The organism is Enterobacter sp. 120016 (genome assembly GCF_018383635.1).
In the GTDB taxonomy this organism is placed as follows: domain Bacteria; phylum Pseudomonadota; class Gammaproteobacteria; order Enterobacterales; family Enterobacteriaceae; genus Enterobacter; species Enterobacter asburiae_D.
Genome location: NZ_JAHAWC010000012.1, coordinates 119,698 through 139,342, shown reverse-complemented (window position 1 = coordinate 139,342; position 19,645 = coordinate 119,698). Strand labels below are relative to the sequence as shown.

15 protein-coding genes are annotated in these 19,645 nt (G+C 55.8%); 12 read left to right on the top strand and 3 right to left on the bottom strand.

The window, feature by feature from the left end; all coding sequences use genetic code 11:
- Window positions 1-241: 241 nt before the first annotated feature.
- The 4 genes from metA to aceK all read left to right on the top strand — a co-directional run bounded on the left by metA (window position 242) and on the right by aceK (window position 6,169).
- Window positions 242-1,171 (top strand): homoserine O-acetyltransferase MetA, encoded by a 930-nt coding sequence (metA, locus tag KIF87_RS17045; RefSeq protein ID WP_024906663.1) that lies wholly within the window; start codon window positions 242-244, stop codon window positions 1,169-1,171.
- A gap of 270 nt (window positions 1,172-1,441) precedes the next feature.
- Window positions 1,442-3,043, top strand: coding sequence for a malate synthase A (gene aceB / locus KIF87_RS17040; protein ID WP_213329743.1), 1,602 nt, complete (start codon window positions 1,442-1,444; stop codon window positions 3,041-3,043).
- Between the two features lie 31 nt (window positions 3,044-3,074).
- On the top strand, window positions 3,075-4,379 hold the full coding sequence (gene aceA / locus KIF87_RS17035; RefSeq protein ID WP_213329741.1) for an isocitrate lyase: 1,305 nt from the start codon (window positions 3,075-3,077) through the stop codon (window positions 4,377-4,379).
- A 50-nt stretch (window positions 4,380-4,429) separates the two neighbouring features.
- Window positions 4,430-6,169 (top strand): bifunctional isocitrate dehydrogenase kinase/phosphatase, encoded by a 1,740-nt coding sequence (aceK, locus tag KIF87_RS17030; RefSeq protein ID WP_213329739.1) that lies wholly within the window; start codon window positions 4,430-4,432, stop codon window positions 6,167-6,169.
- Window positions 6,170-6,237: 68 nt separating this feature from the next.
- On the opposite strand, the gene iclR is transcribed toward aceK, so the two are convergent.
- Window positions 6,238-7,065 carry a glyoxylate bypass operon transcriptional repressor IclR gene (iclR, locus tag KIF87_RS17025; protein ID WP_213329737.1) on the bottom strand — a complete coding sequence of 276 codons (828 nt, stop codon included), beginning with the start codon at window positions 7,063-7,065 and terminating at the stop codon, window positions 6,238-6,240.
- Between the two features lie 193 nt (window positions 7,066-7,258).
- Between iclR and metH the strand changes: the two genes are divergently transcribed.
- From metH to rluF, 5 genes are all read left to right on the top strand, one after another.
- The gene (metH, locus tag KIF87_RS17020; protein WP_213329735.1) at window positions 7,259-10,942 is read left to right on the top strand and encodes a methionine synthase; all 3,684 of its coding nucleotides are present in this window, start codon (window positions 7,259-7,261) and stop codon (window positions 10,940-10,942) included.
- Between the two features lie 172 nt (window positions 10,943-11,114).
- Window positions 11,115-12,746 carry a Na/Pi cotransporter family protein gene (locus tag KIF87_RS17015; protein ID WP_063145329.1) on the top strand — a complete coding sequence of 544 codons (1,632 nt, stop codon included), beginning with the start codon at window positions 11,115-11,117 and terminating at the stop codon, window positions 12,744-12,746.
- Window positions 12,747-12,841: 95 nt separating this feature from the next.
- Complete coding sequence (locus KIF87_RS17010; protein ID WP_083022000.1) at window positions 12,842-13,135, top strand: type II toxin-antitoxin system CcdA family antitoxin; 294 nt, start codon at window positions 12,842-12,844, stop codon at window positions 13,133-13,135.
- Entirely contained in the window at window positions 13,135-13,452 is a 318-nt protein-coding gene (locus tag KIF87_RS17005) for a CcdB family protein (RefSeq protein WP_121426206.1), read from the top strand. Before KIF87_RS17010 ends, KIF87_RS17005 begins: the two co-directional genes overlap by 1 nt.
- Window positions 13,453-13,506: 54 nt before the next feature.
- On the top strand, window positions 13,507-14,379 hold the full coding sequence (gene rluF, locus KIF87_RS17000; protein WP_213329733.1) for a 23S rRNA pseudouridine(2604) synthase RluF: 873 nt from the start codon (window positions 13,507-13,509) through the stop codon (window positions 14,377-14,379).
- Here the strand turns inward: rluF and KIF87_RS16995 are convergent, their stop codons facing one another.
- Window positions 14,380-14,652, bottom strand: coding sequence for a YjbD family protein (locus KIF87_RS16995; RefSeq protein ID WP_213329731.1), 273 nt, complete (start codon window positions 14,650-14,652; stop codon window positions 14,380-14,382).
- 448 nt (window positions 14,653-15,100) lie between these two features.
- Here KIF87_RS16995 and KIF87_RS16990 point away from each other — a divergent pair, with 448 nt between their 5' ends.
- A complete protein-coding gene (locus tag KIF87_RS16990) occupies window positions 15,101-15,463 on the top strand; it encodes a hypothetical protein (protein ID WP_213329729.1) in 363 nt (120 codons plus the stop codon).
- 142 nt (window positions 15,464-15,605) lie between these two features.
- Here KIF87_RS16990 and lysC read toward each other — a convergent pair whose 3' ends face one another.
- The gene (gene lysC / locus KIF87_RS16985) at window positions 15,606-16,955 is read right to left on the bottom strand and encodes a lysine-sensitive aspartokinase 3 (protein ID WP_213329727.1); all 1,350 of its coding nucleotides are present in this window, start codon (window positions 16,953-16,955) and stop codon (window positions 15,606-15,608) included.
- A 372-nt stretch (window positions 16,956-17,327) separates the two neighbouring features.
- On the opposite strand from lysC, the gene pgi reads away from it, so the two are divergent.
- The gene (pgi, locus tag KIF87_RS16980) at window positions 17,328-18,977 is read left to right on the top strand and encodes a glucose-6-phosphate isomerase (RefSeq protein WP_213329726.1); all 1,650 of its coding nucleotides are present in this window, start codon (window positions 17,328-17,330) and stop codon (window positions 18,975-18,977) included.
- A 367-nt stretch (window positions 18,978-19,344) separates the two neighbouring features.
- The gene (gene yjbE, locus KIF87_RS16975) at window positions 19,345-19,587 is read left to right on the top strand and encodes an exopolysaccharide production protein YjbE (protein WP_008503423.1); all 243 of its coding nucleotides are present in this window, start codon (window positions 19,345-19,347) and stop codon (window positions 19,585-19,587) included.
- The last annotated feature ends 58 nt before the right edge of the window (window positions 19,588-19,645 follow it).

The window sequence follows — 19,645 nt, the reverse complement described above, 5'->3', positions numbered from 1 at the left end:
CGACTCCATAAACGGGTTCTTATGCCTTAGTTGTAAGTGTCTACCATGTCCCCGAACAAGTGTTCACTATGTCCCCGGACCGTACAGGGAGAGGGGCGGGGTGAGGGCATCAAACCGCACCATCCTCTCCTTGAAACTTTCTCACCTTCTGCTTGCAGACTCGACATTCAAACCATTTCTGGGTATCGTTAGCTATCTGGATGTCTAAACGTTTATACGTATGCTGTGAGGATATTAAGCTATGCCGATTCGGGTGCAGGACGAGCTACCAGCCGTCAATTTCTTGCGTGAAGAGAACGTCTTCGTGATGACGGCTTCGCGTGCGACAGGTCAGGAAATTCGCCCGCTGAAGGTGCTTATTCTCAATCTGATGCCAAAAAAGATCGAAACAGAAAACCAGTTCCTGCGTCTTCTGTCGAACTCCCCGCTGCAGGTCGATATTCAGCTGCTGCGAATCGATGCCCGTGAGTCACGTAACACGCCTTCTGAGCATCTGAACAACTTCTACTGTAACTTCGATGACATTCAGGGTGAAAACTTCGACGGACTGATTGTGACCGGCGCGCCGCTCGGTCTGGTTGAATTTAACGATGTCGCCTACTGGCCGCAGATAAAACAGGTTCTGGAGTGGGCAAAAGATCACGTCACGTCGACATTGTTTGTCTGTTGGGCGGTACAGGCAGCACTGAATATTCTTTATGGCATCCCCAAGCAAACCCGCACTGAAAAGCTCTCCGGCGTATACGAACACCACATTCTTCATCCACATGCGTTGCTGACGCGTGGTTTCGATGATTCTTTCCTGGCCCCGCATTCTCGCTACGCCGATTTCCCGGCCCAGCTGATTCGTGATTACACCGATCTGGAGATCCTGGCCGAAACGGAAGATGGAGATGCTTATCTGTTTGCCAGCAAGGATAAACGCATTGCATTCGTGACCGGGCATCCTGAGTACGATCCGCATACCCTTGCGTCAGAGTATTTCCGTGATGTCGAAGCGGGTCTAAATCCGGATGTACCGTACAACTATTTCCCGAAAGACGACCCGCAAAACAAACCGAGAGCAACCTGGCGCAGTCACGGGAATTTGCTTTTTACCAACTGGCTCAACTATTACGTCTACCAGATAACGCCATACGATCTGCGTCACATGAATCCGACGCTGGAGTAATCTTCTGCACTAAACGATCCTAAAGCGTTTCAGCTATTCAAATCAGGCACCTTCGGGTGCCTTTTTTATTTCCGAAATGTCACTCACCGTTCGAACAAACTTTAATCTCAATAAAATCAATAAATTAATTGCAATTAATAATTAAAATGGAAATTGTTTTTGATTTTAGAAAAAATATAGATAGTCTTAATTCTGCTGAGCGAAAACTACCCAACGATCTTTCGTTCGCATCGGGGGCGTGATTTTGGATCTTTGATGAGGAGCAGAGTAATGACTCAACAGGCAACGACGGTCGATGAACTGGCCTTTACCAAGCCGTACGGCGAGCAAGAACAACAGGTTTTGACGGCGGAAGCGGTAGAGTTTCTGACTGAACTGGTGACCCGCTTTACGCCGCAGCGCAATAAGCTGCTCGCGGCACGCATTCATCAGCAGCAGGAAATTGACGATGGCAAGTTGCCTGGCTTCATTTCGGAAACCGCTTCCATTCGTCGCGGTGAGTGGAAAATCCGCGGCATCCCTGAAGATTTACAGGATCGACGCGTTGAGATCACCGGTCCGGTAGAGCGCAAAATGGTGATTAACGCCATGAACGCCAACGTTAAAGTCTTTATGGCCGATTTTGAAGACTCACTGGCGCCAGACTGGAACAAAGTTATCGACGGGCAGATCAACCTGCGCGACGCCGTGAACGGCACCATCAGCTACACCAACGAAGCCGGCAAAATTTACCAGCTGAAACCGAACCCGGCGGTGCTGATCTGTCGCGTACGCGGCCTGCACCTGCCTGAAAAACATGTCACCTGGCGTGGGGAAGCCATTCCGGGCAGCCTGTTTGATTTCGCACTCTATTTCTTCCACAACTACAAGAACCTGCTGGCAAAAGGCAGCGGACCTTATTTCTATCTGCCAAAAACGCAGGCCTGGCAGGAAGCGGCCTGGTGGAGCGAGGTCTTCAGCTATGCGGAAGATCGTTTCGACCTGCCGCGCGGCACCATCAAGGCCACGCTGCTGATTGAAACGCTGCCAGCCGTGTTCCAGATGAATGAAATTCTGCACACCCTGCGCGACCACATTGTCGGCCTGAACTGCGGACGCTGGGACTATATTTTCAGCTACATCAAAACCCTGAAAAACTATCCCGATCGCGTGCTGCCGGATCGCCAGGTCGTGACCATGGATAAACCGTTCCTGAGCGCCTACTCGCGTCTGCTGATCAAAACCTGCCACAAGCGCGGCGCCTTTGCGATGGGCGGCATGGCGGCATTTATCCCGAGCAAAGACGCAGAGCGCAACAATCAGGTGCTCAACAAGGTGAAGGCCGACAAAGAGCTTGAAGCCCGTAACGGTCACGACGGCACGTGGATTGCCCATCCCGGCCTGGCCGATACGGCGATGGAGGTCTTCAACCGCGTACTCGGTGACAATAAAAACCAGCTGTTTGTCACGCGCGATGACGATGCCCCAACGGCTGAAGAACAGCTGCTGGCTCCGTGCGCGGGCGAGCGGACGGAAGAGGGCATGCGTGCCAATATCCGCGTCGCCGTGCAATACATCGAAGCGTGGATCTCCGGCAACGGCTGCGTGCCGATCTACGGCCTGATGGAAGATGCCGCGACGGCGGAGATCTCCCGTACCTCTATCTGGCAGTGGATCCACCATCAAAAAACGCTCAGCAACGGCAAGCCGGTGACCAAATCTCTGTTCCGCCAGATGCTGGCCGAAGAGATGCGGGTGATCCAGGACGAGCTGGGCGAACACCGCTTCAGCAGCGGACGTTTTGACGACGCTGCGCGCCTGATGGAGCAAATCACCACATCAGATGACTTAATCGACTTCCTGACCCTGCCGGGCTACCGCTTCCTGGCGTAACTCACCGCATAACAATATGGAGCATCTGCACATGAAAACCCGTACCCAACAAATCGAAGAGTTAAAGAAAGAGTGGACACAGCCTCGCTGGGAAGGCATCCGCCGTCCTTACAGCGCGGAGGAAGTGGTGAAATTACGCGGCTCGGTCAATCCGGAATGCACGCTGGCGCAAAATGGCGCGGCGAAAATGTGGAAGCTGCTGCACGGTGGCTCTAAAAAGGGCTACATCAACAGCCTCGGCGCGCTGACCGGCGGTCAGGCGCTGCAGCAGGCGAAGGCCGGCATTGAGGCGATTTACCTCTCCGGCTGGCAGGTCGCGGCGGACGCCAACCTGGCCTCCAGCATGTATCCGGATCAGTCGCTCTATCCGGCTAACTCCGTGCCGTCGGTGGTGGATCGGATCAACAACACCTTCCACCGTGCGGATCAGATCCAGTGGGCCGCAGGTATCGAACCCAACGATCCGCGCTTTACTGACTACTTCCTGCCGATCGTCGCGGATGCGGAAGCAGGCTTCGGCGGCGTGCTGAACGCCTTCGAGCTGATGAAATCGATGATTGAGGCCGGTGCAGCGGCCGTTCACTTCGAAGACCAGCTGGCGTCAGTGAAGAAATGCGGACATATGGGCGGTAAGGTGCTCGTTCCGACTCAGGAAGCGATTCAGAAGCTGGTTGCCGCGCGTCTGGCTGCTGACGTGCTCGGCGTGCCAACGCTGGTGATTGCTCGTACCGATGCGGACGCGGCGGACCTGATCACCTCTGACTGCGACCCGTACGACAGCGAGTTCATCACCGGCGAGCGTACCAGCGAAGGCTTCTACCGCACCCATGCCGGCATTGAACAGGCGATCAGCCGCGGCCTGGCGTACGCGCCTTACGCGGACCTGGTCTGGTGTGAAACCTCCACGCCGGATCTGGCGCTGGCAAAACGCTTTGCCGACGCCATCCACGCGAAATACCCGGGCAAGCTGCTGGCCTACAACTGCTCGCCGTCCTTCAACTGGCAGAAAAAGCTGGATGACAAAACCATCGCCAGCTTCCAGCAGCAGCTGTCCGACATGGGCTACAAATACCAGTTCATTACCCTGGCAGGCATCCACAGCATGTGGTTCAACATGTTCGACCTGGCGCACGCCTACGCGCAGGGTGAGGGCATGAAGCACTACGTTGAGAAGGTACAGCAGCCGGAGTTTGCCGCGGGCAAAGACGGCTACACCTTCGTGTCTCACCAGCAGGAGGTGGGAACCGGCTATTTCGATAACGTGACGACCATTATTCAGGGCGGCACCTCCTCCGTCACCGCCTTAACGGGTTCAACGGAAGAAGCACAGTTCTAATCTTTTTTCCCCCTCTCCCCTCTGGGGAGGGGGTTGGGTAAGGGGAATATATGTCGCGTGGCCTGGAATTACTGATTGCCCAAACTATTTTGCAGGGCTTCGATGCCCAGTATGGTCGTTTTCTTGAAGTGACATCCGGCGCGCAGCAGCGCTTTGAACATGCAGACTGGCATGCGGTTCAGCAGGCCATGAAGCAGCGTATCCATCTCTACGACCACCACGTGGGTCTGGTGGTGGAGCAGCTGCGCTGTATTACCGACGGTAAAAGCCCGGATGCGGAATTTTTACTGCGCGTGAAGGAGCACTACACCCATTTGTTACCCGACTACCCGCGCTTCGAGATTGCGGAGAGCTTTTTCAACTCCGTCTATTGCCGGTTGTTTGACCACCGCTCATTATCTCCTGAGCGGTTATTTATCTTCAGCTCCCAGCCCGAGCGACGCTTTCGCACCATTCCACGTCCGCTGGCGAAAGATTTCTTTCCCGATCGCGGATGGGAAAAGCTCCTGCACCGCGTGCTAACGGATCTGCCGCTGCGCCTGCCCTGGGAGAATAAAACCCGGGATATCGGCTATATCCACGCGCATCTCAACGAAACCTTCGGCGCGGAGGCGCTCAGCCACAGCCATTTGCAGGTTGCCAACGAGCTTTTCTACCGCAATAAAGCCGCCTGGCTGGTGGGCAAACTGGTTACGCCAACCGCCATTGTGCCGTTTCTGCTGCCGATTCACCGTACCGACGACGGGGAACTGTTTGTCGATACCTGCCTGACCACCAGCGCCGAGGCCAGCATCGTGTTTGGCTTCGCCCGCTCTTATTTCATGGTTTACGCCCCGCTGCCTGCCGCGCTGGTGGAGTGGCTGCGCGAGATCCTGCCGGGTAAAACCACCGCCGAGCTGTATATGGCGATTGGCTGCCAGAAGCACGCCAAGACGGAAAGCTACCGGGAGTACCTGCGCTATGTCACCACGGCCGACGAGCAGTTTATCGAAGCGCCAGGCATTCGCGGTATGGTGATGCTGGTCTTTACGCTGCCGGGCTTTGACCGGGTCTTTAAGGTGATTAAAGACAGATTCGCGCCACAGAAAGAGATGACCGCCGCGCACGTTCGCGCCTGCTATCAACTGGTCAAAGAGCACGATCGCGTCGGGCGCATGGCGGATACCCAGGAGTTCGAAAACTTTGTGCTGGATAAACAGCAGATCGACCCGGCGCTCATGACGCTTTTGATGCAGGAAGCGCCCGCGAAAATCACCGATCTGGGTGACAAAATCGTGATTAGCCATCTCTACATTGAGCGCCGTATGGTGCCGCTGAATATCTGGCTTGAGCAGTCCGACGGTCAGGCGCTGCGGGATGCCATTGAAGAATACGGCAACGCGATTCGCCAGCTTGCCGCCGCCAATATTTTCCCGGGCGACATGCTGTTTAAGAACTTCGGCGTCACCCGTCACGGGCGGGTAGTGTTCTACGATTACGACGAAATTTGCTACATGACCGAAGTGAACTTCCGCGATATCCCACAGCCCCGCTACCCGGAAGATGAGCTCTCCGGTGAGCCGTGGTACAGCGTCTCGCCGGGCGATGTGTTTCCGGAGGAGTTTCGCCACTGGCTGTGCGCCGACCCGCGCATCGGGCCGCTATTCGAAGAGATGCATGAAGATCTGTTCCGTGCCAGCTACTGGCGCGGACTGCAAACGCGGATCAAAAATGGGCATGTCGAAGATGTGTACGCCTACCGCCGCAAGCAGCGGTTTTGCATCCGGTTTTCTCCCTCTCCCGCAGGGTAAGGGCATCATGTTTTCTCCCTCTCCCTGTGGGAGAGGGCCGGGGTGAGGGCATCAGGCCGCACTCAATCTCAACGAATCCCACCGTACGCCAGCGTCACCTCTTTCGCCGCCTTAATCACCAGCGCACCCAGTTCGGTCACGCGGTCATCGGTCATGCGTGAAATCGGACCGGAGATCGAGATCGCCGCAAACGGCTCGCGGTGCTCGTCAAAAATGCAGGCCGCGAGGCAGCGCAGGCCCAGGGCATGTTCTTCATCATCAAACGAATAGCCGCGCTTGCGGGTCTGGGCCAGATCTTCTTTCAGATGCACGGGCGACACCAGCGTGGCGTGGGTATAAGCATGCAAACCTTTACGGTGCAGCAGCCCCGTCACCTGCTCCTCGCTCAGCTGCGAGAGAAACGCTTTCCCCGCCCCGGACGCGTGCATCGGCAGCTTGCCGCCAATCGGTGCGGACATGCGCATCAGCTGCGTGCACTGCACCTGGTCGATGATAATCGCCTGGTGGTCGCTCTGGTCAAGCACCGCCAGGTTTACGGTCTCGCCGGAATCTTCCATCAGCTTGCGCAGAATCGGGTGCACAATCGCCAGCAGGTTGCGGCTCTGCAGGAAGCTACTGCCAACGATAAACGCATGCGCGCCCACCGCCCAGTGCCCCAGCTCGCCGACCTGGCGGACAAAGCCCAGCTGCTGCATGGTGGTCAGCAGGCGGTGCGTCGTGGAGTTTGGCAGGCCAGCCTGCTGGGCCAGCTCCGTCAGGGCCACGCTGCCGTGCGACTCGGCTATCCACTCCAGCAGCTTCAGACCGCGCGTGAGCGATTGAACCTGTCCGCCCTGTTGTGCGGCGGTGGTGGCAGCAGGCTTTCTGCCGCGTTTGGCGGGAACGGTCGCGACCATGACGATCTCCTTTTTCTGTATCGTGGAAATCATTTTCGTTTTATTTGGTGATTTTGCAACCGTTATCCTGACTGATCGGAGGAGTGATGGTGAACATGTCTCATGTTACCGCTGTGCGACTTTTCCACCCTGCGAGATTGTGCCAGTATGGAACCCAGCCTTTTGGCCTTGTTGAGCGTTGTCGGGAGCAAGTGTGAGCAGCAAAGTAGAGCAACTGCGTGCGCAGTTAAATGAACGAATTCTGGTGCTGGACGGCGGCATGGGCACCATGATCCAGGGCTATCGTCTGAGTGAAGACGATTTCCGCGGCGAGCGCTTTGCCGACTGGCCATGCGACCTGAAAGGGAACAACGACCTGCTGGTGCTCAGCAAGCCGTCCGTTATTAAGGATATCCACAACGCCTACTTCGAAGCGGGTGCGGATATCGTTGAAACCAATACCTTCAACTCGACAACCATCGCCATGGCGGATTACCAGATGGAATCCCTGTCGGCGGAAATCAACTTTGAAGCCGCGAAGCTGGCGCGCGCCTGCGCCGACGAGTGGACGGCACGCACGCCGGACAAGCCGCGCTACGTTGCCGGGGTGCTTGGCCCGACCAACCGCACCGCGTCGATTTCACCGGACGTCAACGACCCGGCGTTTCGTAATATCACCTTTGACCAGCTGGTGGCCGCGTACCGCGAGTCCACTAAAGCGCTGGTGGAAGGCGGTTCCGACCTGATTCTGATTGAAACCGTATTCGACACCCTCAACGCCAAAGCCGCGATTTACGCGGTGAAAGAGGAGTTTGAGGCGCTGGGCGTTGACCTGCCGATCATGATTTCCGGCACCATCACCGACGCCTCCGGCCGTACCCTGTCCGGCCAGACAACCGAAGCGTTTTATAACTCCCTGCGCCACGCCGAAGCGCTCTCCTTCGGCCTCAACTGCGCGCTGGGGCCGGATGAGCTGCGCCAGTACGTGCAGGAGCTTTCCCGTATCGCGGAATGCTACGTCACCGCCCATCCGAACGCCGGTCTGCCGAACGCGTTCGGTGAATACGATCTCGATGCCGACACCATGGCGGCGCAAATCCGCGAGTGGGCCGAGTCTGGCTTCCTGAACATCGTCGGCGGCTGCTGCGGCACCACGCCGGAGCACATCGCGGCCATGAGCAACGCCGTCGCCGGGCTGCCGCCGCGCAGGCTGCCCGAGCTTGCGGTTGCCTGTCGCCTTTCCGGCCTCGAGCCGTTGACCATCGGCGACGACAGCCTGTTTGTGAACGTGGGTGAGCGTACTAACGTCACCGGTTCCGCGAAGTTCAAGCGCCTGATCAAAGAAGAGAAGTACAACGAAGCGCTGGACGTCGCCCGCCAGCAGGTGGAAAGCGGCGCGCAAATTATTGATATCAACATGGATGAGGGGATGCTCGACGCCGAAGCGGCGATGGTGCGTTTCCTCAACCTGATCGCCGGTGAGCCGGACATCGCCCGCGTGCCGATCATGATCGACTCCTCTAAGTGGGAAGTCATCGAAAAAGGGCTGAAGTGCATCCAGGGTAAAGGCATCGTCAACTCTATCTCGATGAAAGAGGGGGTCGATATCTTTATCCACCACGCGAAGATGGTCCGCCGCTACGGTGCCGCCGTGGTGGTCATGGCCTTCGATGAAGTGGGACAGGCGGATACCCGCGAGCGTAAAATTGAGATTTGCCGCCGCGCGTACAAAATTCTGACCGAAGAGGTGGGCTTCCCGCCGGAAGACATTATCTTTGACCCGAACATTTTCGCCGTCGCGACCGGGATTGAAGAGCACAACAACTATGCCCAGGACTTTATCGGGGCGTGTGAAGACATCAAGCGCGAGCTGCCGCATGCGCTGATCTCCGGCGGCGTGTCGAACGTGTCGTTCTCGTTCCGCGGTAACGACCCGGTGCGTGAAGCGATCCACGCCGTGTTCCTCTACTACGCCATCCGCAACGGCATGGACATGGGGATCGTTAACGCCGGCCAGCTGGCGATTTACGACGATCTCCCTGCCGAGCTGCGCGATGCCGTCGAGGACGTGATCCTTAACCGCCGCGACGACGCTACCGAGCGCATGCTGGACCTGGCGGAGAAATACCGGGGCAGCAAATCGGATGAGGCGGCAAACGTTCAGCAGGCCGAGTGGCGTTCCTGGGATGTGAAAAAGCGTCTGGAATACTCGCTGGTCAAAGGCATTACCGAATTTATCGAGCTTGATACCGAAGAGGCGCGCCAGCAGGCAGCCCGCCCGATTGAGGTGATTGAAGGCCCGCTGATGGACGGCATGAACGTGGTCGGCGATCTGTTCGGCGAAGGCAAGATGTTCCTGCCGCAGGTGGTGAAATCCGCCCGCGTGATGAAGCAGGCGGTGGCGTATCTTGAGCCCTACATCGAAGCCAGCAAAGAGAAAGGCTCCAGCAACGGCAAGATGGTTATCGCCACCGTGAAGGGCGACGTGCACGACATCGGCAAGAATATCGTCGGCGTAGTGCTGCAATGTAATAACTACGAAATTATCGACCTCGGCGTGATGGTCCCGGCGGACAAAATCCTCAAGACCGCGCGCGAAGTGAACGCCGACCTGATTGGCCTCTCCGGCCTGATTACGCCGTCGCTCGACGAAATGGTCAACGTGGCAAAAGAGATGGAGCGACAGGGCTTCACCATTCCGTTATTGATTGGCGGGGCGACCACCTCGAAAGCGCACACGGCGGTGAAAATCGAGCAGAACTACAGCGGCCCGACGGTGTACGTGCAGAACGCCTCGCGCACGGTGGGCGTGGTCTCTGCGCTGCTCTCCGACACCCAGCGCGACGATTTTGTGGCGCGCACCCGTAAAGAGTACGAAACCGTTCGCATCCAGCACGGCCGTAAGAAGCCGCGCACCCCGCCTGTTTCGCTTCAGGCGGCGCGCGACAACGATCTGGCCTTCGACTGGTCCAGCTACACGCCGCCGGTCGCACACCGTCTGGGCGTGCAGGACGTAACGGCCAGCATCGAGACGCTGCGCAACTACATTGACTGGACGCCGTTCTTTATGACCTGGTCGCTGGCGGGCAAATATCCGCGCATCCTGGAGGATGAGGTGGTAGGCGAGGAGGCGAAGCGCCTGTTTAAAGATGCCAACGACATGCTCGACACGCTGAGCGCAGAGAAAACCCTCAACCCGCGCGGCGTGGTGGGGCTGTTCCCGGCGAACCGCGTGGGCGACGACATCGAAATCTACCGTGATGAAACCCGCACCCACGTGCTGGCGGTCAGCCGCCACCTGCGCCAGCAAACGGAGAAAGTGGGCTTTGCCAACTACTGCCTGGCCGATTTCGTCGCGCCGAAGCTGAGTGGTAAAGCCGACTATATCGGCGCCTTTGCGGTAACCGGCGGTCTGGAAGAAGACGCGCTGGCGGACGCGTTCGAAGCGCAGCACGATGATTACAATAAAATCATGGTGAAAGCGATTGCCGACCGCCTGGCGGAAGCCTTCGCCGAGTACCTGCACGAGCGCGTGCGCAAGGTGCACTGGGGCTACGCGGCGAACGAAAACCTCAGCAACGAGGAGCTGATCCGCGAAAACTACCAGGGCATTCGCCCGGCGCCGGGCTATCCGGCCTGTCCGGAGCACACCGAAAAAGGCACCATCTGGAAACTGCTGGACGTGGAAGCGCATACCGGCATGAAGCTCACCGAGTCGTTCGCCATGTGGCCAGGCGCGTCAGTTTCAGGGTGGTACTTCAGCCATCCGGACAGCAAGTACTTCGCCGTGGCGCAGCTGCAGCGGGATCAGATCGAAGATTATGCCCTGCGCAAAGGGATGAGCGTGTCAGAAGTGGAGCGCTGGCTGGCACCGAATCTGGGCTACGACGCCGACTAAAATCACTTTTCCTTACAACAAACAGGGCGCTCATTAGGCGCCCTGTCTCTTTCTTACGTTTAAACCCTTATACTGGAAGAAGGTTCTTATCTTTTGCCCGGTGGCGCTGCGCTTACCGGGCCTACGCGCTAAACCTCAGGAAAACAGATAACGATAAGGAGGAACACCTTCCGTGTTGACGTTGTTACACCTGCTCTCTGCAGTCGCACTGCTCGTATGGGGCACCCATATCGTCCGTACCGGCGTGATGCGCGTCTTTGGCGCGCGCTTACGTACCGTTCTCAGCAGCAGCGTTGAGAAGAAGCCGCTCGCCTTCTGCGCGGGCATTGGCGTAACGGCACTGGTTCAGAGCAGTAACGCCACGACCCTGCTTGTCACCTCCTTTGTGGCGCAGGATCTGGTTGCGCTGGCCCCGGCGCTGGTGATTGTGCTGGGGGCGGATGTAGGTACCGCGCTGATGGCGCGAGTTCTTACGTTCGATCTCTCCTGGCTGTCGCCGCTGCTGATTTTTCTCGGCGTGATCTTCTTCCTCGGCCGCAAACAGACGCGCGCCGGACAGCTCGGGCGCGTAGGGATTGGCCTGGGGCTGATCCTGCTGGCGCTGGAGCTGATTGTGCAGGCGGTCACGCCTATCACCGAGGCCAACGGCGTTCAGGTCATCTTCGCCTCCCTGACCGGGGACATCATGCTGGATGCTCTGATTGGCGCGGTGTTTGCCATCGTCAGCTACTCCAGCCTGGCGGCGGTTCTGCTGACGGCCACGCTCACCGCCGCAGGGGCGATCTCCTTCCCGGTGGCGCTGTGTCTGGTGATCGGGGCCAACCTCGGCTCCGGCCTGCTGGCGATGCTCAATAACAGCGCGGCCAACGCCGCCGCCCGCCGCGTGGCCCTCGGCAGCCTGCTGTTTAAGCTGGTGGGCAGTCTGATTATCCTGCCCTTTATCCACCCGCTGGCGAACCTGATGGACAACCTTCCGCTGCCGAAGGCGGAGCTGGTGATCTATTTCCACGTGTTCTACAACCTGGTGCGCTGCCTGGCGATGGTACCTTTTGCTGGGCCGATGGCCCGCTTCTGCGAACGCCTCATTCAGGACGAACCGGAGCTGGATGCGCGCCTGAAACCGAAGCACCTGGATACCTCCGCGCTGGATACCCCGGCGCTGGCGCTGGCGAATGCCGCGCGCGAGACGCTGCGCATGGGCGACGCAATGGAAACCATGCTCGAAGGCCTGCAAAAGGTGATGCACGGCGAGCCGCGTGAAGAGAAAGAGCTGCGCAGATTAGCGGACGACATCAACGTGCTTTATACCGCCATCAAGCTTTACCTGGCGCGTATGCCGCAGGACGAGCTGGCGGAAGAGGAGTCTCGCCGCTGGGCCGAAATTATCGAGATGTCGCTTAACCTTGAACAGGCCTCTGATATCGTTGAGCGCATGGGCAGCGAGATTGCCGATAAATCCCTTGCCGCGCGTCGTGCGTTTTCAGGTGAGGGCCTGAAGGAGCTGGAAGCGCTGCACGAACAGCTGGTCAGCAACCTCAAGCTGGCGATGTCGGTGTTCTTCTCCAGCGACGTACCGAGCGCGCGCCGCCTTCGCCGCAACAAGCATCGTTTCCGTATTCTGAACCGCCGCTACTCGCACGCCCACGTTGAGCGTCTGCACCAGCAGAACGTGCAGAGTATCGAAACCAGTTCGCTGCACCTGGGGCTGCTGGGGGATATGAAGCGTCTCAACTCGTTGTTCTGCGCGGTGGCGTACAGCGTGATGGAACAGCCGGATGAAGACGACGAGCGGGACGAATATTAATCTCTGAAAGCGCCTCGCAAAACCGTTTCGCGAGGCGTGACACCTTATAACGCGCCATTTACTCTTTAGACCTTACATTTTTAAGGGAATAGAAAATGCTCGTTTATTACGCTACACTTCGCCAATTCATGCGCATTCCTATGGGGGTTCTCATGCGCACTACGCATGGCATCAAAAAATCAGTCAATGTGTCGTTAGCGCCAGAAATCCTGGAAGAGGCGAGACGGCTTAACCTTAATCTCTCTGCCGTGCTCACGGCTGCACTGCAGGAGCAGTTTCGCGCGCATCAGCGCGCAGAGTGGTTAGCAGAAAATAAAGCTTCTATCGAGGCCATTAACCAATGGGTTGATGAAAACGGCTCCTTTAGTGACTTTCAGAGGTCGTTTTGATGGAGCAATATTTTGCTTATGAGAATGAAGGTAAGGGGAAAACTGCCTATCCCTGGCTAATCAATATGCAGCATCCGGTGGCCAATGTGATGAAACATGTCCTGGTTGCTCCCGCAGTTGAGCTTAGACACCTGGGAGGCATTCAACCGCCTGCGAAAGTGTGCCCTGTCGTTGAGATAGCGGGTAAGCCTTGCGTGGTCATGATGCACATGATGGCAGGCATATCGCCAAAAGAGTTAGGCGAGCGTGTCGCCGATCTTACGCAAAACCGGGCTTCATTGCGGGATGCACTCGATTTTTTGATCAACGGTTACTAACACTTTTTTGTCAGCCGCAAGGTAAGGTATATTTCGCCCTTCACAGGAGAAACTATGCTGCCAACTCAATCAACCCGATTAAACAAATACATTAGCGAGAGCGGGATCTGCTCACGTCGCGAGGCTGACCGTTACATTGAACAAGGTAACGTGTTTCTTAACGGCAAACGCGCCACCATCGGCGATCAGGTGGCCCCTGGCGATGTGGTTAAAGTGAATGGTCAGGTCATCGAACCGCGTGATGCCGAAGACCTGGTGTTTATCGCGTTGAACAAACCGGTTGGGATTGTCAGCACCACGGAAGACGGTGAGCGGGACAACATCGTTGATTTCGTGAACCACAGCAGCCGTATCTTCCCGATTGGCCGTCTGGATAAAGACTCTCAGGGGCTGATTTTCCTCACCAACCACGGCGATCTGGTCAACAAAATTCTGCGTGCCGGTAACGACCACGAGAAAGAGTACATCGTTACGGTGAACAAGCCGGTCACGGACGAATTTATTCGCGGCATGGGCGCCGGTGTGCCGATCCTCGGCACCGTCACGAAGAAGTGTAAGGTCAAGAAAGAAGCACCGTTCGCGTTCCGCATTACCCTGGTGCAGGGCCTGAACCGCCAAATCCGCCGCATGTGCGAACACTTCGGTTATGAAGTGACGAAGCTGGAACGCACGCGCATCATGAACGTCAGCCTGTCCGGTATTCCGCTGGGCGAGTGGCGCGATTTAACCGATGACGAGCTGATTGAGCTGTTCAAGCTTATCGAGAACTCCTCGTCCGAAGCGAAGCCGAAGGCCAAATCCAAACCGAAAACCCAGTCGATTAAGCGCCCGGTGGTGAAGGCGCCGCAGGCGGAAGAGAAAGGGCGAGGCAAGCCGGGCAACGGAAAACGCTTTACCCAGCCGGGGCGCAAAAAGAAAGGGCGCTGATTAGCGCTTTCCACGGGTAGACGTTGTGGCCGACCAGGAAAAGGTCGCCTCTGCATCGGGTTTATAAGCCTGCTCTTTTTTCAGCTTGCGGGCTTTTTTCGCCGCGGCGTCACGCTGCGCCATCAGCTTATCGATGTACTCTTTTTTCACCTGATTGGTTTCGGCGTTCGTCAGCGTGCGGCCATGTGCGATACGGGCGCGGTCGAGAAGCGTTTTCAGTTCGCGCTGCTCGGCTTCCGTCATGTCTTTCTGGGTCAAACGTGGTGTAGCCATTGCTGAAGTCTCCTGATGGGGAGGCTTCAGTGTAAAGCAAGCCGCGTAAATTAACCCTGCTTCACCGCATCTTTTTTCGTTTGCTCATCAATCGGTTTGCCGGACCAGTATCCCGCCAGCAGCGAGCCGGGTAATAGGAAACGCTTTACTCAGCCAAAACGTAAAAAGAATGGGGCACAAAATCCATTCTCTTTACAGTCTGATAACCCACTCTATACGGAATTTTGTATATTCATATTGATTCGTTATTTATTTGTTATTTACATTGATGGTGTAATTAATTAGATTTCATAAAAACATCATTAAGTTAATCTACCTTTTATAGTCTTCCTGGACTTTGATAGAGTGATTTTGATATGCCATGTTGTAACAGCATTCAATAACATGAGGCTAAGCATCTCTATTGGTAAATATATTTAACTCTACTTTCTTATCGTGAGGATTCAATATGAAAGAACTTCCATTAGAACTCGTACATCGTCTCTACAAGGCGAATATTGGTGATGTCATTGAAAATAAATATACTCGCCTGGGAGGCGGGTGGATGACAGATGACGATCGCACTTTAAGTAATAATGGTTTTTTAAACAGATCAGAAGTATATCAATTCTACTTTAAGGATCACACGGACGGTCTGCTCTATCAGGCAAGTAATAGGGCTTCACGCGCTATTGACCCAAATTATCCTAACCAGAACTGGTATTATGAACCATTCACCGTTAATACCATTGATCCATTCCCTGTGTATAAAATTAGTTATACTACCCAAGCAGTCAGTATTGCTCGTGTTGTTGAATTAATCACCGAATAAGGGAATGAATAATTAATTTATATTTTACGAAAGTTAAAATGTAAGGTTAGTAAAAACATCAGAAACATAAGAGTTGTGTTGATTTATGAAAAAGCCGGGTCTGTGCCCGGCTTATAGGTATTGTTTATCGTGCTAACGAATTTTATTCAAACAAATTCTGATGAAGTTTCTGCACCACCTGCTCGGCCTGATCGGCAGGCACCAGGAAGCAGAGGTTGTAGCTGGACGCGCCGTAGCAGATCATGCGGATGCTGAACGGGTCGAGTACGCCGAACACCTCTTTACCCACGCCGCAGGCGCGCGACAGCTTGTTGCCAATGATGGCAACCAGCGCCAGGTCTTCTTCTACTTCCACGCGGCACAGTTCAGACAGCTCAATCAACAGAGACTGCGTCAGCAGCGTGTCGCCGGTGGAGGTCGAGCCGGTGGTGTCCAGCGTCAGCGCAATGCTCACTTCAGAGGTGGTGATCAGATCCACCGAGATATTGTGGCGCGCCAGAATGCCAAACACTTCCGCCAGGAATCCGCGGGAATGCAGCATATTGTGGCTGTGGAGCGTCACCAGCGTCTGGCGACGGCGCAGGGCCAGGGCGCGGAACAGCGGTGGGTTTTCGGTTTTCTTGCAAACCAGCGTCCCACCCGCTTTCGGATCTTTACTGGAGCCGACGAAGACGGGAATATCGCTACGTACGGCCGGCAGCAACGTTGCCGGGTGCAGCACTTTCGCGCCGAAGGTGGCCATTTCCGCCGCTTCTTCAAAGGCGATCACATCAATACGTTTAGCCGCAGAAACGACGCGCGGGTCGGTGGTGTAAATGCCCGGAACGTCCGTCCAGATATCCACGCGCGTTGCATGCAGGGCTTCGCCAAGCAGCGCGGCGGTGTAGTCGCTGCCGCCACGGCCAAGCGTGGTGGTGCGGCCTTTCGCTTCGCTGCCGATAAAGCCCTGGGTGATCACGATACCGTCTGCCAGGCGTGGTGCCAGCTGCTGATTGGTCAGCTCTGCCAGCGCCTCAACGTCCGGCTCGGCACGACCAAAGCGATCGCTGGTACGCATCACTTTACGCACGTCAAACCACTGCGCCTGAATGTTACGCTCGCGCATGATTTCAACAAACAGCAGGGTGGACATCAGCTCGCCGTGGCTGACCAACTCGTCGGTCAGTGCGGTGGAGGTGGCCAGAGAGGCCGCTTCTGCCAGGGTGGTGATATTTTCCAGCAGACGTTCCACTTCCTCGCGGATGACGTTCGGGTTCTGCAGACGCTCAAGAATGTCGAACTGAATTTTGCGCAGCGCGTCCAGCTTCACGAAACGTTCTGTCGCTTCCAGTCCTTCAGACAGAGAAACCAGCAGGTTCGTCACGCCGGCGGATGCTGAGAGCACCACCAGGCGGGTATTCGGATCGGCCAGCACCACATCGGCGCTGCGGTTCATGGCAGCGTAATCTGCCACACTGGTGCCGCCAAATTTGGCGACCACAAAACTCGTCATAACAACCTCGTGTCAGGGAATGAATAAGCGACCTTGGCACAAGAGTGAAACGAAAACAGGTGCAGGCGCAAAATACGGCCCTATAAATAAAATGCGGGGGAGGTCCTGTCAATGCTGGGATTATGCGGATTTTTTATGGGGGGGTACCCCTGAGAAACAGGACTTATAACAGGGCCATATTTTATGCTCCATTTTAGCCTGTTTTGGGCGACATTTCGCCGCCCCAGGAGGGCACTTCAGCAGCTATACTTTTCGGGTCTTTTCACCTGTGTTTGATGCAGGCCAGGGCAATGGCATAAAAACCATCACAATTTTTATTTGCAGGCGCTACAATCGACCGCAGTCACAATTCTCAACAGAAGAGTATTGCTAATGAAAAACATCAACCCAACGCAGACCGCTGCCTGGCAGGCACTCCAGAAACATTTTGATGAAATGAAAGACGTCACCATCGCGGATCTGTTCGCGAAAGACGCCGATCGTTTCGCTAAGTTCTCCGCGACCTTCGACGACCTGATGCTGGTGGATTTCTCCAAAAACCGCATTACCGAAGAGACGCTGGCAAAACTACAGGATTTGGCGAAAGAAACCGAGCTTGCCGACGCCATCAAATCCATGTTCTCCGGTGAGAAGATCAACCGCACCGAAGACCGTGCCGTGCTGCACGTGGCCCTGCGTAACCGTAGCAATACGCCAATCATCGTTGACGGCAAAGACGTCATGCCGGAAGTGAACGCGGTGCTGGAAAAGATGAAATCCTTCTCCGAAGCGATCATCTCCGGTAGCTGGAAAGGCTACACCGGCAAAGCGATCACCGACGTGGTTAACATCGGTATCGGCGGCTCTGACCTCGGTCCGTTCATGGTGACCGAAGCGCTGCGCCCGTACAAAAACCACCTCAATATGCACTTTGTGTCTAACGTCGATGGTACCCACATCGCCGAAGTGCTGAAGAACGTGAACCCGGAAACTACCCTGTTCCTGGTTGCCTCCAAAACCTTCACCACTCAGGAAACCATGACCAACGCCCACAGCGCGCGCGACTGGTTCCTGAAAACCGCGGGCGACAACAAGCACGTGGCGAAACACTTCGCGGCGCTGTCTACCAACGGTAAAGCCGTCAGCGAGTTCGGCATTGATACCGCGAACATGTTCGAGTTCTGGGACTGGGTTGGCGGCCGCTACTCCCTGTGGTCTGCGATCGGTCTCTCCATCATCCTGTCCGTGGGCTTCGACAACTTCGTTGAGCTGCTCTCCGGCGCGCACGCGATGGATAAACACTTCTCCACGACCGCACCAGAGAAAAACCTGCCGGTGCTGCTGGCGCTGATCGGTATCTGGTACAACAACTTCTTCGGCGCTGAAACCGAAGCGATCCTGCCGTACGACCAGTATATGCACCGCTTTGCGGCCTACTTCCAGCAGGGCAACATGGAGTCCAACGGTAAATACGTTGACCGTAACGGCAACGCGGTGGATTACCAGACTGGCCCAATCATCTGGGGCGAGCCGGGCACCAACGGTCAGCATGCCTTCTACCAGCTGATCCACCAGGGCACCAAAATGGTACCGTGCGATTTCATCGCCCCGGCTATCACCCATAACCCGCTGTCCGACCACCATCCGAAGCTGCTGTCTAACTTCTTTGCGCAGACTGAAGCGCTGGCGTTCGGTAAATCCCGCGAGGTGGTTGAGCAGGAATACCGTGACCAGGGTAAAGATCCGGCAACCCTGGACCACGTTGTGCCGTTCAAAGTGTTCGAAGGCAACCGTCCAACCAACTCCATCCTGCTGCGCGAAATCACGCCGTTCAGCCTGGGCGCGCTGATTGCCCTGTACGAGCACAAGATCTTCACGCAGGGCGCCATTCTGAACATCTTCACCTTTGACCAGTGGGGCGTTGAGCTGGGCAAACAGCTGGCAAACCGTATTCTGCCAGAGCTGGGTGACGATAAAGCGATTGCCAGCCATGACAGTTCGACAAATGGTTTGATCAACCGTTATAAAGCATGGCGTGCGTAATTAAAACGTCATGAAAACGTGCCGGCTTAATGCCGGCATTTTTTTATCGGATAATTCCTGATGTCTGTTAGTTAACTCAAATTCTGGATCTGAGTTTAATCCGAAAAAGACGCTTAACCCGTTAATTGCTGCGGTTTATTTTAAGAATATACGTAGAAGTCAATTAATATCTCTATATTATAACCAATTGATTTTTATTGATTATATATTTCTGTAATTTGCCTTTCATTTCGATTTTATCCATTAGTCCGAAAACCCTCTCCCTATTTCCCCTCACGGCAAACCCACGGCAGTAGTTGTGTATACTCGATTCCGCCTGAAATTCTTTTCGGGCAAATCTCCATTCATTCATTGAAGGGAAATTGTTATGAAGAAAGTACTGTATGGCATTTTTGCCATATCTGCGCTTGCGGCGACATCTGTTTATGCAGCTCCGGTTCAGGTCGGGGAAGCGGCAGGTTCGGCTGCGACGTCTGCGTCTGCGGGAAGTTCTACCGCAGCCAGCGCCAGCACCGTAAGTTCAGCCGTGGGTGTCGCGCTGGCGGCAACCGGTGGCGGTGATGGCTCCAATACCGGAACCACGACCACCACGACAACCAGCACCCAGTAATAGCGGGTGTTTTAATCATAACCACACTTCGGTGTGGTTATTTCGCCCCTTCGGAGAA